The sequence below is a fragment of the Actinoplanes regularis genome (assembly GCF_900188005.1).
Classification (GTDB): domain Bacteria; phylum Actinomycetota; class Actinomycetes; order Mycobacteriales; family Micromonosporaceae; genus Actinoplanes; species Actinoplanes regularis.
This window is the reverse complement of the sequence record NZ_FZNR01000003.1, coordinates 544003-559834: the sequence shown is the minus strand read 5'-3', so window position 1 is coordinate 559834 and position 15832 is coordinate 544003. Positions and strand designations below refer to the sequence as shown.

Annotated in this window: 10 protein-coding genes; 6 read left to right on the top strand and 4 right to left on the bottom strand. The window is 64.4% G+C overall.

The window, feature by feature from the left end:
* The first annotated feature begins 476 nt into the window (after positions 1–476).
* Complete coding sequence (locus tag CHC09_RS12090) at positions 477–3410, top strand: DNRLRE domain-containing protein (protein ID WP_089293114.1); 2934 nt, start codon at positions 477–479, stop codon at positions 3408–3410.
* A 347-nt stretch (positions 3411–3757) separates the two neighbouring features.
* Here the strand turns inward: CHC09_RS12090 and CHC09_RS12085 are convergent, their stop codons facing one another.
* Positions 3758–4300, bottom strand: coding sequence for a hypothetical protein (locus tag CHC09_RS12085; RefSeq protein WP_089293113.1), 543 nt, complete (start codon positions 4298–4300; stop codon positions 3758–3760).
* Positions 4301–4575: 275 nt separating this feature from the next.
* Here CHC09_RS12085 and CHC09_RS12080 point away from each other — a divergent pair, with 275 nt between their 5' ends.
* The 4 genes from CHC09_RS12080 (at position 4576) to CHC09_RS45070 (ending at position 9589) form a co-directional block, all read left to right on the top strand.
* Complete coding sequence (locus CHC09_RS12080; protein WP_179277052.1) at positions 4576–6303, top strand: RICIN domain-containing protein; 1728 nt, start codon at positions 4576–4578, stop codon at positions 6301–6303.
* Between the two features lie 20 nt (positions 6304–6323).
* Positions 6324–7607 (top strand): NucA/NucB deoxyribonuclease domain-containing protein, encoded by a 1284-nt coding sequence (locus tag CHC09_RS46235; RefSeq protein ID WP_179277051.1) that lies wholly within the window; start codon positions 6324–6326, stop codon positions 7605–7607.
* A gap of 61 nt (positions 7608–7668) precedes the next feature.
* Entirely contained in the window at positions 7669–8199 is a 531-nt protein-coding gene (locus CHC09_RS12070; protein WP_089293111.1) for a hypothetical protein, read from the top strand.
* 739 nt (positions 8200–8938) lie between these two features.
* Entirely contained in the window at positions 8939–9589 is a 651-nt protein-coding gene (locus CHC09_RS45070; protein ID WP_143232297.1) for a hypothetical protein, read from the top strand.
* Positions 9590–9647: 58 nt separating this feature from the next.
* Here the strand turns inward: CHC09_RS45070 and CHC09_RS12060 are convergent, their stop codons facing one another.
* The 3 genes from CHC09_RS12060 to CHC09_RS48360 form a co-directional block, all read right to left on the bottom strand.
* Entirely contained in the window at positions 9648–10922 is a 1275-nt protein-coding gene (locus tag CHC09_RS12060; protein ID WP_089293109.1) for a rod shape-determining protein MreC, read from the bottom strand.
* Entirely contained in the window at positions 10915–11451 is a 537-nt protein-coding gene (locus CHC09_RS12055; protein WP_089293108.1) for a SigE family RNA polymerase sigma factor, read from the bottom strand. The genes CHC09_RS12060 and CHC09_RS12055 overlap by 8 nt, the downstream gene beginning before the upstream one ends.
* A 521-nt stretch (positions 11452–11972) precedes the next feature.
* Positions 11973–12095 (bottom strand): hypothetical protein, encoded by a 123-nt coding sequence (locus tag CHC09_RS48360; protein ID WP_275407942.1) that lies wholly within the window; start codon positions 12093–12095, stop codon positions 11973–11975.
* 197 nt (positions 12096–12292) lie between these two features.
* On the opposite strand from CHC09_RS48360, the gene CHC09_RS12050 reads away from it, so the two are divergent.
* The gene (locus CHC09_RS12050; RefSeq protein WP_089293107.1) at positions 12293–15709 is read left to right on the top strand and encodes a helix-turn-helix domain-containing protein; all 3417 of its coding nucleotides are present in this window, start codon (positions 12293–12295) and stop codon (positions 15707–15709) included.
* The last annotated feature ends 123 nt before the right edge of the window (positions 15710–15832 follow it).

Here is a 15832-nt window from a genome sequence, read left to right as displayed (position 1 = left end):
CCAAGAACGAAAGGCACCTCGATTGCCATAGATGTCACTCAGGACACTCCTCGTTCGGCAAGCGAGCCAGCGACAACGTGGCATCACTACTGGCCAGGACACCCACGGCGAGTCGGAGTCGGGAACAAGGCCAACCCCTCGATGACCGAAGGTACAGGCCAGGTGTGGCCGTTCAGGTGATCTCCAGCTCAGTCCAATCCGTTCCCGAAAGCACGTAATTACGCGATTTTTCCGGACATCAACATGCACAATTCGTCGCCGCAGATAGACGGGTGCGCAAGCCAGTTGCCCCAGGCCGTCCTTCCGCGCGAAGTGAAGATCGTTTATGGTCGCCTCGCTCGCATGGACCGGGGGAAGGCGAGCGTGCCACCAAAGACTGCGCGCCTGCGCGCAGCCGTCCTGCTGGAGCGTGACGACGGAGCTCGGCACGTCGCCGATGGATCCGGTCCATCCTCAACCAGAAACCAAGATCGACTATGGTCGCATCGCTCGCACAGAACGGGGAGACGACGAGCGTGGTGTCGATAGATACACGCCAGCCCAAGGAGACGCTGCTGAGGCGCAATGAGCGCCCATGGCGCGCTCGCCGCTGGAAAGCCGTGATGGCGCTGGGATTATTCACTTCGCTGTCAATCACCCTGCCTGCTGCGGCAGAACCGGCTGGCGGTTCTGCCTGTCCCGCAGAGCAGCCGGACCAGGCCTCTGCACTGACGGCCGCGCAGTCCTGTAACGGGCAGGTACGCGTTGCCGCCGCAACCACTGAGAGTTCATTGACCTGGGCAAATGCCGATGGCACCCTGGCAACGCAAGTAGACGCCGGGCCGTCACGGTTCAGGCAGGACGGCAAGTGGATCGGCATCGACGCGAACCTGGAACGCGAGGCCGACGGCACAGTCAGCGCGGAGGCCCACCCGGCTGACATCAGCCTGTTCGGCGGCGACACCTCGGCCACTCAAGCCCAGACCGGCGACCGGCCCCTGGTCACCGCCAACACACCCAGCCCGGCGGCCGACAAGGCCGAGCAACGTATCAGCTTGGACTGGCAAGGAAGCCTCCCGCAGCCTGACATCGACGGCGACACCGCGACTTACGAAGACGCCAAGCCCGGCATGGACGTCGTCGTGCAGACCACCGCTACCGGCTTCCGCCAGCACACCGTTCTCACCTCCCGACCGACCCAGCCGATCAGTATCACCCTGCCGGTCAAGCTCAAGGGACTGACCGCCAAACGCTCCGCCGACAACGCGATCGAGTTCCTCGACGCAGACGGCACGGCGGTCGGCACCATGCCCGCACCGTCGATGTGGGACTCCCGGCTCGATCAGGTATCGCAGCTGCCGGCCCATGTCGTCCCGGTGGCATACACCCTGGCCACGAAGCCCTACGGTGTGGATGTCACGCTCACGCCCGACCCGGAGTTCCTCTCCGACACCGCCGTGCAGTACCCGGTGACGATCGACCCGGATGTCAACTTCAAGTCCGTTTTCGACACCTACGTGAAGCGGGGCACCACTACTGACCTGTCCACCGCCACCGAGCTCAGTGTCGGCATCGACAGCTCGGGAAATCCGGCCCGGGCGTTCATGAACTGGGACACCAGCGCCGTTCGCGGCAAGCACATTGTCGAAGCTCACCTGGGCCTGTTCAACATCTACTCGGCAACCTGCGGAGTCAGCAAATACATCAATGTGCACTCGGCTGCTCTGGCGTCGACCTCCAGCCGGTGGACCGCTCAGCCCACCATCACCAACCCAGCCGCCGCATCCACCGAGGGCCGGCATGGCTGCCCCGCCGAACCCGACGCCGGGTACATCGCCACCCCCCAGCACTCCCTCGACGCACTCATCCAATCCTGGGCGGACAGCACCAAAACCCAGCAAGGCATGGCGCTGGTAGCTCCCTCGGAGACCGACACCCTGTACTTCAAACGGTTCACCTCCGGCGACTCGAGCAGCGGCAAGCCCTACATCTACTTCACCTACACCAGCATCCCCGGGACCGCAGGCTGCCTGAACGGCGTCGAGAACGACTTCAACGGTGACGGCATCCGTGACACCGTCATCGCCGACCCGGAATCCACCATCAACGGCATCACCGAAGCCGGCACGGTAAAGATCATCAACGGTGCCACCAAAGCCGTGACCACCCTGCAGCAGGGCAGCGCCGCGGTCCCCGACACCCCCGAACCCGGCGATCAATTCGGCGCCTCGATAGCCGCCTATGACACCAACCTTGACGGCTGCTCCGACCTCGCCGTCGGCGCACCGTTCGAGGACAACGGCACCATCCGTGACGCCGGATCCGTATACGTCATCTACGGCGCCCCCGGCGGCCTGGGCACCGGACGCGCGACCCTGACCATCGAGCAAGGCAAGGCACTCACCGAAGGCCGCGGCACCGTCGCGGACACACCCGAAGCCGAAGACTGGTTCGGCTACGCCCTGTCCGCCGGCCTGACCGCCATCGGCGAGCCCTACCTGATCATCGGCGCACCAGGCGAGGACCTCAACGGCATCACCAACGTCGGCCTGGTCCACTACCTGCGCGACACCCTCAACACCACCATCGACCTCACCGCAGCCGAAGCAACCCTAGGACCCGACGACCGCGCCGGATACTCACTCGCCTCCACGCCGTTCCACATCGCGATCGGCCGCCCCGGAGCCAACTCCTTCGCCGGCGCGGTCACCGTGTTCACCCACGCCCACTACAGCGACCCACTCAATCCGCTCCACACCCTCACCCAAGGCACCACCTACGGCGACACCGCCGAACACGACGACCAATTCGGCAAGTCACTGACCATGATCCCCTACCGGTCCGCAGGCGCGGCCGCAACAGCGCAGGACTCTTTGCTCGTCGTCGGGATACCGGGCGAAGACGTGAACGGCCAGCGCGACGCCGGCCAGATCCAGGAGTACCTGCTCACCCAGACCACCATCACCCCGGTCGCCCTGCTCAACCAGACCTCGCCCGGCATCACCGGCGGCAACGACGACGGCGACTACTTCGGCGAACAGGTGACCGCCGTCAACCTCAACCCGGCCGCCGAAGCCACCGCCTCCACCGCTCTCATCGCTGTCGGCGCACCCGGCGAAAACATCAACACAGCCGTCGACGCCGGCCGAATCCATGTATTCGCCGCCGGAACCAGCACCATCACCGACATACCGATCGAACGAACCACAGGCTCCCTGCCGAACACACCCAACACCCAGGAACTGCTCGGTGCATGGCTGTCCACCACACCGCAAAACCTGATCATAAGCAGCCCCTACAACCAACACGCCGCCTACGCCATCCCGTGGACCGCACTAGCCAGCGGTAACAGCGCGCCTACCGTCACCTATAAGCCCGGCAACGACGGGCTACCCAACGACGGCGTGGCCTTCGGCACGACCGTGCGCTAAACCTTCACCAAAACAGCGCCTCGGGACCAATCCATCTCGGTCCCGAGGCGTTTCCCTTTCCGCCAAGGTCAAGGAGTCAGCGACCGCCATGAACCCTGGTGGCATCAAAACGGCCCTCCCCTCCCACGAGCCGTCGCGGCCGCAGCTCTGATCGCCGCGCAATACCCAGGCGGCAAATGTCAAGCCCCGGGTTTGATGGAGAGTCAAACGCGGGATCGGCGACCTCGCCGCGATCGTGGGCAGCCACCTCAAGAGCCTGCAGTACCAGCCTTTCCTGCTGGATACGTTTCTCGCGAGACCGGCTTGGCGTTCTACCCAACGTTCTTGATCAACTCACCCTCGGCCATTCAACCTCGGGTAGCGCTTCGATCACGGCGGAAGGCGGGGATGAGACAGAGCATGATGGTCAGCATGAAGGCGAGCCCGGCGTAGAAACCGGTGGTTACGTTAGATGGCCCGGCGGTTAGAGAGTCTCGGGTGATATTGCCGAGTTGGGTGCCGGCGGGCGGCAGCGGCCGGAAGGTGAGCGCTTCGCCCTGTGCCGGAGACGTGGATGGGATGCTCGCCCAGGTGGCGATCGTGACGGTGACGGCGATGACCGCCAGCGACATGCTGATGTAGCGCGCCATGGGTCGCAGACGGGCGCGTGAAGTGCCGGACAGGCACGCGGCGACAGCGGCGAGGGAAAGCAGGATTGCGGCCGACCATCCGGTGGAACTGGACCATGCGGATGCGGTGACGGCGTGCTCACTGACGCGACCGGTGTTGATTTCCAGCGTGGACCATCGTACGGCGTACCACGGCAGGAAGCTGTCGATGACCAGCAGGACTCCAGCGGCCAGCAGGAGGAGGTCCGGCCATCGCTGCCTCGCCCACTGCGACCACGTCATAGTGCCGCAGAGTAGCCGATACGGGTCTATTGGGGAACTGATCGACAATCGCGTGTTATGGGGTGGCGCGGACTCGTGATGTCTGGTTGGCTTCATCGCATACATCCACGGGGGTAGATGTCTATCGTTCCGCGTATAGCGGTTTCCTGATGCTGTGTGCCCTCGTGTCGTTCGTCTGGCAGAGAGGACACGGCTTCGTGACAGCAGCCAGGAGAAGCACCAGGGTCCGTTGGCTCACCTCAGCGTTGGCGGTGCTGGTAGGCGTCGGCACCGGCGTGGTCGCCGCGGCTCCGCAGGCCTGGGCCGCCCTTCCCACCGGCCAGGTCGCTATCGGCCTCGGATCCGACAGTGACCTGCGGGTGCTCTCGTCGGGCACGTCGAGCTCCACGGCGGTGGTGGCGGCGCCGTACACCGCGGGTGTCAGCGGCACGACGATACTGGCCCAGCGGTGGACTCTGGACATGACCATCTACGTGGAGGAGGAGATCACCGCCGGATACAAGATCAAGAATGCGCAGACCGGGCAGTGTCTGGGCCGCACCGCAACCGCCAACAACTCACCGGTCATCGCCAAGGCATGCAGCAACGAGGTCGCCCAGCTGTGGACCGTGCCAGCGACAGCGCCGAACGGCGGCGTACAGCTGCAGAACATGGCCGACTACCGGTGCCTCGACCTGGCGGGTGGCTCTACCGCGGCGAACGCGCCGTTGCGCGTGAGCACGTGCAACTCCGCCAGTACGGCGTGGTGGCAGCGGTGGAAGTTGCGGTACGGCACGTTCAGCTGTGATCGGCGCAGTAACCAGCGACTGCTCACGGGTCTGTGCGTGAGTGGATCGATGCCGATGACCGGCGCGTTCGGCACCTGGCGCAACCTGCCCGCCTCCTACACCCCGGAGGCCCGAACACAGCCCAACGACCTGGACAACTTCATCGAGCTACGCAGCCGGAACTCGTCGAACGAGGATAACCAAGCCGACGGCATCGAGTTCGGCCTGCACCAAGCCCTAGTGCAGAACGCGGCAGTGGTGCACCCGTACTGGACCGAATGGGGACCGGGCGGCCAGGAATATCACAGCGTGCTCAACAGCGAGGGCGGTACCGCCGCGGACGGTCGAAATCACAGCTACATGCTGATGCCGACCGCAGCCGGCGGCCAGTGGGACGTGCTCTACGACTTCAACCTCGTCGGCACCACCACCCGGCAGGAAGGCGCCCAATTCCGTGACGCCTACGCCAACCTGGCCGTCGCCAACCCGAGCAGCGTTTCCACGGCTGAGGCCTTCCAGAACCGCCTGCAGTTGTACGACGTCAGCGGCGTATGGCACCGGCCATACCTCACCGAAACGAGCCGCACCGAACCCAAGACGTGCAGCGCCCTGCCCACCGACGCCGACCCGCTGTGGTCCGAGTTCAACGCGCCGCCGTGGTGTATGACCACCGGCCTGGTCACCCGAAACACCACACCCGTCACCGTCGACTACATGTCGGTCAAGGTGCCCCGCACCGGCTCCGGGCTGACCGCCCTCGCTCCGCCCCACCCGACGGCCACCACCGCGGCAGGCACGGTCGGCGGAGTCAACCAGCAAGCGCTACGCGATTGCCTGGAGAAGTCGCCGGACACATGCCTCGACACTGTTGCAGGGCTACAGGACTGTGTGTCCGCGCGCCGGATCTGCAGCTCACCAGACGTAAGCCGCGCTACCGCAGTGCCGATATCGCTGGACCAAGCCCGCCGAGCGGTATCGCGCCACCTGGCGCCGGCTGCCGCACCGACGTCATCGACCAGCCGGCCGGTGGCCGCACTGGATGCGAGACTGCGTGCCGAATTGCCCACCCTGCCAGCCGGAAGTCAGGTCCACGTCATGACCGGCAACGACCGGGTCCACGGGTTCGGCGCCAACGCGGAGAACACCTACGACGGCTACGTGATGGTCTACGACGCCGCGCGCTCTGTTCTGCTCTACGCCTGCCTCGGCGCGGACTGCCCCCAGGCCACGCGATGAGCGCGGCAGCAGCCCTCGCCATGATCCGCAGATTCGGAAAGGCCATCGGCATGACCGAACGATCCGCACCGTTCCAGCAGACCCGTCTCGCACGATGTCTCGTCGTCCTCCTGACCCTTCTCGGCATGGCTGTGATATCGGCACCGGCCCACGCCGCCGCCGGCAACGACTTGGCGTTCGTGGGACCGGACTATCCGATCAGCTCAGCGGCGCGTAAGACGCTCGTCGCCAACATGGTCGCGCTTCGCTCGCGGCCCAACCGGGCCGCCCTGGCCATACCGGACGTGGCGGCGCTGCGGTCAGCCTGCGCCACTGCGCAAGGCGCGGCCAACGTGAAACCGGTCGGATGGGTGCGCAGCCGCTTCGAGCAGTGCCTGTACCAGGTAGGCGCCCAGGCCGGCGGCATCGTCGTACGACAGCAGACCGGCGAACCGGCCGGCGAGATCCACTTCAACCTGTGGATCCTCGGCGTAGCCTCCAACGGCACCCGGGAAGTCCAGTACCACATCTTCGTCGAGGAAATCTCGGTATCGACTATTCCTGGCAACGTCATCGATTGGCCGAACCAGCGGATCGCATTCGATTTCTTCGGCTGCGCCGCAATGACTGACGTGACGTGCTCGGCCGACTCGCACGTTGACACGGTCGATGGGTGGGCCCGTGACTCCGGCCAGGTGATCACCGTGACCAGCCCCAACGGAACCGGCGTGGGGCCCGACGCACAAGTTACGAAGTCGCTCGGCCTCGATCTCACCCTCGGCAGTCTGCCGATCAAGCCGTCGATCCAGCCCAGCATCTTCACGACCGAGGTTCGTTTCGACTCCGGTCGCGGTGTTGCCGCTCAGCACGGTACGGTCTTTCCCCGCTACCTGCCGTCCTTCGCCTTGTCGATGAGCGACCCACAGATCCGCGACAGCGCCCTGCACATCTACGACGCGCAGAACCGCCCTGAACGGACCTTCCCCGCCTGGCTGGGCAAGTCGGTTCCCGGCAAGACCGCGGAGGATCCACTACACCGCATGTTCAACGAGGCGCTCAAGAAGGACAACCGCGCCGCCTCCATCGGCTTCTGCATCGACACCTGGGGTCCCTACGACGAGACCGGCCTCGACTGCGACGAATATCCCTTCGCCAGTACCCAAGAAGGAGCCGTCACCGGAACCACCGACCCGCAGCGGCCACGCTCCTCAGCACGACTGATTCCGGGCGACGACAATCAACTCGCCGGCAGCAGACTCGGCGCCTTCTACAGCAACCAACGAGTCCTCGACACCGACGCGTTCACCGTGAACATCACACCGTGACAGCGCAGCGGTGGGGTCGAATCAACCGTTCGGCCCCACCGCTGCGGTAACGTGCGACGACATGCCGAGACTCGCTCACGCCACACTGCAACGACTGGCCGAATACGGCAGTTTCTTCCTGCACGACCCGGACGTGCTCGGCGAAGACCCCGACGACTCGACCGCCCTCGCGGCATCCCGCAAGACGATGATCGCCGCCACTACCCACCGGGCCTACCTCCAGACCACACAACGCGCCGTCTCCGTCCACATCACCCTGGAAGTCTGGGACACCGAACCCGCCGCTGCCACCGACTGGGACGAACGCCACGAAGTCACCCTGACCTGCCCAACCGGGCGACTACTCATCGAGAACACCGGCGACGGCCCGATTCCGCTCGACCCCCACGGGCAACGTGAGCTCACGCTGCCACCCGGAACAACCCGCATCAACCTGCGTGCCTACGCCCGCGGCAACGACACCAGAGCCGAGGTCGAACGGATCACCATGCAACACTCGACCGCATCGTTCGACGAATTCCGCGCACACTTACGTACCTTGGACGGTCGGGAACGCTACCTGTTGCAGGCATGGCCCGCCGAACTTTATTAACACGCAAGATAGCGGCGAGCCCGAGAGACAAATCCCACTTCACGAACCCCGAAATGCTACTCACGTCACCATAATCTCGTATTCGGACGTTGCAGACCGGCATTCCGGCCGCGAGGGCGGCAGCAATGCCGGTGTCGGAGTCTACGTAGGCCCGGCACCGTTTTGACGGCACGCTCAGCAGTTGCGCGGCGAGCAGGAGGACGTCGGGTGCCGTCTTGCTTACCTTCGGCGACGTTGCTCCAGGTGACGACCGCCCCCGCCAAGGCAACCACCTGGTACAGCGGCATCTTGCGGCCTGTCGACGCCTCCGGCGGATCCCGCGCACCATCCCAGAATGCGATGACGTGCGCGGAAGCCGGGCTCGTAAGGGTTCTCGTGGCGGCCGGCCAACAGCCTTCAACCCGCTGCGGTACACGGACCACAACCGAGTAGAACGAGTCTTCAACCGACTCAAGCAGTTCCGGGCGGTCGCAACCAGATATACGACAGGCTCAAAGACCGTTATGAGGCAACGGTAATTATCGTCTCGATCATGATCTGGCTCTGCGCGAACCCCGGCCCGGGCCTGCCATGATTTGTCAGATGCGCTCCAGCGCAATAACACGCTGGGCAGTCTTCTGCTGTCCCGTCTGCGGTGACCTTTCGCATTGCCGATCGAGGCCTAATTTCATTGAAGACCATTGTTATTCCTTGGCATGCTGGTCGTCGATCACTCCACGTGATGGGGAGGAAGGGCAGGATGCTCAAGAGTAAGGTTTCAAGGCTTGCCGGTGTCGGTGTGGCTGCTGCGCTGGGGGTGCTGCCCCTGGCTGCTCCCGCCGTTGCGGCTGAACCCGCTAACAGCCGTGGTTCGGCGGTCAGCGTGGCGGAGGACGCTGCTCGGATCAACCACTCGGACACGGCCGCAGCGGAGGAGCTGCCGCCTAACGTGACGATGGAGGTCCTCAAGGAGTTGCCGCCGGCGCAAGGCCCGGTTGATGTGTACCGAGAAGGTGGCGCAACCGATGCCGCCAGCGCTCGTGCCGCTGCGGCGGCAGCGTCGTCACTGCCGTTCGATTTCAAGCTCGACGACGTGTCGTACGGGATTCCGAGTCGCCTATTCAAGGCGGACGGAACTCGCGTCTGCATGGACATCAAGATCAAGACGGTCTTGAACCCTGGCGCCGCCCAGAACTCGTTCGGAGTAACGTTGCACAGGGATGTGTCGGGTCCCAACGACCCGAGCCTTGGCCGGGTGGCTGTGCCGCGCGACAACGAGGCGCGCTCGTACTGCTGGTCGGGTACGGCGCGTGGCACGACCTACTACTTCTTCTTCGGTTTCGGTTCCGGTGGGGGCTCGAGCGGCGTCTACGAATACGTCGACGGCAACGGTCGGGTGCGAAATCCTTGATCGCTCAGCGATAGATGGGCGGGCGCGGGAAGCTTGGTGCTTCCCGCGCCCGTTCGTGTTAGCGGCTTGCGGCGGCCGGCGGCGTCATGATCTGCACCTCGGTCAACTTGGCGACATCGACGGTTGGCGTGAGCTCGACCGTAGTGGCGTCGTTCGGCTTGTCGCGGGTGGCCCTGCCGATGGTGACAGCGCCTGCGGTATCGCTGCGCTGAGCGGGATCAGGCGCGAGGACCCTGTTGCCTTCGTTGATGATGCTCTTCTCGCCGAGCGGAATGTTTTCCACCACCACCTTGTCTCCGGTGCCATGTGCGGTGCCGGGGACGTTGCTGATGTTGGTGTAAACCGGGCTGACGAACGCCGTAGACGTGATGAGGGCGATGGTGGCCTGCTTCTTGTCCTGGTCGACGGCGGTCACGCGACCCACCAGCCCGTCCCTGGCGACGGCCAGCTGACCTTCCCGAATCGTACGGCCGTCGGCGAGACTCACCGTGAGCTGTTGCTGATCGCGGTGAACGACCGCGGCACTGACCGCGAGGGGATCGCCGACGGCGCCACCTTCGCCGGCCGTCTTGAACACGGTGCGTGTCCCGGCGTAGCCGGTGATCGTCGTGGTCGGGGCGGTGCTGGAATTCGAGAGTTCCTCGACCACGAACCGGCCGTTGTCGAGACCGCCACCTTGGCGCAGCGTCTGGTCGATCGCTGTGGTGTCCACCTGCAGTTTCGTAAGGCCCGGCATCGCCACCACGATGGCGTAGGTACCCCAATAGTCGGAGCTGGCGACACCAGAAGGCCCGGTCAGCCGGGAACTCACCAGGCTCACCACCTGGGTCTGTGCGGGATCAGGAGCGGGGCGGTCGGCACGCAGAGTCAGCGCGCTCCCATTGCTACGGTCCGCGGTGAAGAACGACAGCCGCGGCGCACCATCGCTGTCATACCCTTGGGCCACGACCACAGGGCCGAAGTAGGGCACCTGCGTGGCTACCAGCGGCCGTACCGCAGAGTGCGGGCTGGCAGAGGACCCCGAGGTGGAATCCCACGCCTTCACCGCCTCAGCGAGGAGGCCGGCGTCCAAGGCGTCGCCTGCAGAGGCCCAGCCCAGAAACGGTCCATCCGGCGGAGTGGCCACCAGCTGCGGCCCGGCGGCCGGCGCGAGGATCCGGAACGCGCTGACCACCACCGCAAGGCAGGCCGCTGCGGCGGCGGCGCTGACGACTCGGCGGCGAGTCCGGATCCGCTGGGCCCGCTTGCGCACGTTGGCCTCGTAGCCTTCGCGGGATCGGACCGTGTCGGCGAGTTCGGCAAGGCCCTGTCGTATCTGGGTCTCGCTACGCATATCGCACCCCTTCTTCGGTGATCCCGTCACGCCGGGAAGCCGCTTCTTTGTCGTCCGCCTGCTGACGCAGGGTGCGCAGACCGCGGGAGGAAAGACTCTTGACGGTGCCCACTGAACAGCCGAGAACGTCCGCTGTCGCCTGCTCGGAAAGGTCCTGGTGGAAGCGCAGCACCACTGCGGCGCGCTGGCGGGCCGGCAGCCGATCGAGAGCTCGGCGCAGCCAGTCGCGTTGCTCGACGGCAGCGTACGCGTCGCGCGCCGGCTCCTCGACCATATGAGCAAACGGTCGCTCCCACCACGACCGACGGCGCCGAGCGCTCAGATAGACATTGACCAAAATCCGTTGCACGTAGGCATCGACACCTTCCGCACGGTCCAGCCGAGGCCAGGCCACAATCGTCTTGGCCAGCGCTGTCTGCACCAAGTCCTCTGCATGGTCGACGTCGCCGCACAGCAGGAATGCCACCCGAAGCAGGCGGCTGTGACTCGCCCTGACGAAAGCCGTGACCTCGTCGTCATCCGTACGCATGCAGTCCGCCTGTGCCGTCGATTATCGTCACAAGTACTCATACGCCCTGACCGTCGCGAAACGTTGCCGGCACGGAAGAACTTTCTCGATTCGGCGCGAAGGCACGCCTCGACCGGCCGATGCCTCCACACGGGCCTGGATGGGTGACCGCCGAGCACAGCAGGGCGATTGCCGCCTCACCCAGCCGAATGAAACTCATCAGCGAGTATCAGGTCCTGTCCGAACGCAACCGTCATAGTCACCAGGCGGCAAGATCGGCGATCTGGACTGGTAACTAGTGCTGGCGCGCCGGAAGCCACGATCCGCACCACCGGCGCGCTCCTGTTCGGTAATGCAGCGCAAACGCCGAACACCAGTCCACATGCAGCGGGTCTTTGAGTCGCAACAGGTTAAGAAGGGGGCGTAGCACCTCCGTCCGCGGCTACCGGGGCGTAACGATCGGCCCGTCACCACCGCGATGTTGGGGGTCGTGGTGATTGACCGATTGGGGAGGCCGGCGGCAGTCCGGCCGCCGGCAAGCTTCAGTTGCCACGGTCGACCAGGTTGTTGAGCTTGTCCATGATCCACAAGGTCGCCAGTGCGGTGACGACCGAACCGGCGCCGTAGCCTGCGCAGCCGATGCGGGCGGCGATCCCCTCGGCCAAGGCACCGGCTCCCGACGCCGTAGTGACGGAGATTGTAGTGATCATTGTGGTCCGCACACTTAGCGGCCTCGGCTGCGGCGAAACATCCTTCGGGTGCTCTGTGCTGTTAGCCATGACCTCAGTGGACGCGAGGCGAGACGTTCGCTGGTTCGCTGGCGAATCGCGATCAACGGTCGGAAGGCCGTTAGTCTTGATTGATGTCACCAGACATCAGCGGAGGCCGGGAACACGCAGGCGTTCCGGATGGCGAGTTGCTGCGCCTGTTGCGCACATGGCGAGACGCCAATGGAAAACCGGCGCAGCTGGAAATTGCACGTCGCGCCGGGCTCTCGACCTCCTACGTCTCGGAGATCTTCAGCGGAAAGAAGACACCCAGCCCGGACACGGCTGCGGACATCGTACAGGCGATCAAACCCGACCGCGCCCTGCAGCTTGAAGCACGTGGTCTAGCCGAGGAGGCCGCTAACGAGCGGAGTGTGACAGCGGGGCCGCTCGGAGTTCCGATTGCGGAGGCGCTGGGCCGGGATGCGACGAGCTACGAGGTCCACCCATCGATCACGACCAAACAAGTGCCCTCGACTGATCTGACTCCCTATCTAGGACGTCCGCACGATGACCAGCTCGCCGAAATCGTTGCTTCGGCCGCTGATGGTCGGAGCCGTATTGCGGTGCTGGTCGGCGGTTCGTCGAGTGGTAAAACACGCGCCTGCTGGGAAGCGTTGCGTCATCTTGGATCGCCGTGGCGTGTCTGGCACCCGCTGACCGCCACCGAGTTGTTGGAGGGCTTGCGTCTGGTTGCTGGTCGACCCACGCCGATCACACACACTGTCATCTGGCTCAACGAACTCCAGCGTTACCTGCTCGATCCCGATCGACCGACCCGTACGAGGACAGCGGCGGCACTGCGAAAGGTGCTCAGTGAGCCGACAGCCGCTCCGATACTGATTTTGGGGTCCGTCTGGGAGGAGCGTTGGGGCACCCTACAGACCGCCGACCATGACCAGAGTCGTGAACTGCTACGCGAAGCTTTCATCAGGGTGCCCGAGGACATCGGCGCCAGCCGTCCCGCCGCACAACGGATGGCCCGGCATGACGAACGCTGGCAGCTGGCACTGGAACAGCAGCCGGACCGGCCGATCCAATTCCTCGCCGGTGCGGCTTACCTTCTCGAACGGTATGAACAGGCGACCCCGGCTGGCCGCGCCGTTCTGGACGCCGTGGCCGACGCTCGGCGGATCGGAGCGCCGTCACGCCTGCGGCTCTCTTTCATCGAGAAGGCGGCCCACGACTACCTATCCGACGTTGAATGGCGGAACCTACCGCGTGATGGCCGGGCAACGTGGGTACGGGACATCATCCATCACACAGAAAGAGGGCTCGCTCTCGGCATGCGCGGAGTCGACGGTCCCTTGCGTGAACCTCGCACGGCGGATGGTCAGGTCGGTGCCGACGATCCGCTCTACGAACTGGCGGACTATCTGGAGCAATACTTGCGGGACAACCGGAGCACGATTCAGCCGAAGGACAGCGTCTGGGCAGCAGCAAAGATGACGACCGACCCCGACCGGCTCGGCGTCATGGCGCTGAGAGCACGTGTTCGCGGGAGATTCCGCGTGGCGCGAGCGCTCTATGAGGCTGCGGCTCGAGCGGGTGACAGCAAAGCATGGCTCGAGGTCGCGCGCCTATTCGAGAGAGCTGGCGACCGCAAACGTGCCGAGCAGGCGTATCAGCGCGAACGAGCCGGTGACACCGCCAGTACGGTCCAGCCGAACGAGGTGGCGGCAGCGCATAACGACTGGTTAGCGTTGGAGGACCTCGGCCGCGGGTACGAACTTCAAGGCGACAAGGCCGCAGCCAGGGATTCCTACCGAAAGGCCGCAGAAGCCGGTTCCAATACGGCTTGGTTCCGCATCATCGATCTTTATCTGGCGGATGGCGACCCGGTTGGAGCGGAACAGCTCGCCACGGAGGTGGCGTGTCAAGGGCATGCCACGCCATGGTTCGCTCTGGGAAGGCATCACAGAGACAACGGTGACCTGTCCGCCGCTTCCGAAGCGTTCAAAGCGGCTGCTGAAGTGCAGATCCTCCACCGCCGTAGGCATTCTGTGGTCCCGGCGTCATATATGTGGATGCAGCTTATGCGGCAGGAAGCAGATGAGATCGAATCAGTTCGCGATTTGATAGGTTCCGAGCCGACCCATCCAGAGGTTCTTCCGTTCGTGGTTCATGCCTGGCTGCGGCATTCGGCTGGTGACAGGGCTGGAACACTGGCCGCCTGGACGATTGTTTACCGCGTCGTTATCCGCCACGGCATACTGGACGACTTCGAGCGGATGATCCCCGATCGATCCATCGACTCCGAGGCGTTCCAATCGACATACGAGCATCTTCTCGAGACCGACAATTGGCGCGGACTCTCGGTCCTCGGCACCCTGCGCTACCAAATAGGAGACCTCGCCGGTTCGGAGAACGTACTTCATGCGGCCGCCAATCGGGGGCACTCTGACGCGATGCTGCGGCTGGCCTGGCTGCGCGTGGAGGCAGGCGACATCCCCGACGCACAACGCCTATGCCAAGAGGTGTATGACAAGGCGCTTCGGGCTAAGGACGCGAATTCGCTGAAGAACGCTGCGCGGGTGTGGGCGTCGATGGGTGATGACCGCAACGCTGAACGCGCCTGCCGCCAGGCGTTCGTGCGGGAAAAGTCGATCCATGGCATAAGAGGTGTCAGCTCATGGCTGGGGAAAGAAATAACGGAACGCATCGCCCGCGAGATCTATGTTGCAGCGCTCAAGGATCCGAAGGCCAACAATCTTGGGGATCTGGGAGACATTTGTGCGGAACTAGGTGACGACGCTGGCGCCCGCATCGTGGACTATGCCGTCAAACGCGGCTTCTATCGCGCGCTGGAGGACATGGGTCTTCATAAGGAACACGACGGTGACTTGGTGGGTGCGGAAGCCGCCTATCGAGATGCCGCCCAGTTCGGTGCCGTTGATGCACTGCTACTGGCCGCCCGCATGTATCTCCATTCCGGTAATCCCAACAGAGCTGCGGCGATCTACGAGGAGGCTTACAATAAGGCCGTTGCCCTGGAGCATATGCCGACACTAATCGGGCTTGCGAACAGTACTGAAAATTGGACGCCAGGAGCCAGTTCCAGCGCGCGAGCACGACAATATCTCTACGGCAAGTTGTTGTTGCAGAATGACGGAAATGCTCTCTTCGAATTAGCGGAGAAATTCCATATGGCCAGTGACGCCGTAGCGGCCGAGCGTTGCTACCGGGCCTCCATTGAAGCTGGCGGACAAGCGTGGCTGCCAGCCCGAGCCTTGGTGGGTATTTCAATCCTCCGTGAGGAGGCTGACGAGACGGAGGATGCTCGCCTGCTGCTCCTCCAGGCGACCGCATGCGGCGACGCCGAGCCGCTCTACGGACCCGCGACCGGCATTCTTCTCTACCCAGGAACTATCGCTCGCTTGGCGCAGCTGTATATCAACGCCAACGACAAATGCGGCGCCCGGAACCTCATGAAGTTCGGCATCACTGCTGCGGGTGATCCGGAGACCAGCCTCAAGGACTTCCCCGGACCTGCGAATACACAGCCTGAGTGAGCGTAATTGATCGTGCAGCCCAGCCGCAGCAAGGTCACCGGCGGCGGGATGCGCAGGGCATTGCGGGCCAAGCGATCGACGGTGACAGCCAGATGCGATCTTCCGTCGTCCTCGTGGCTAAAC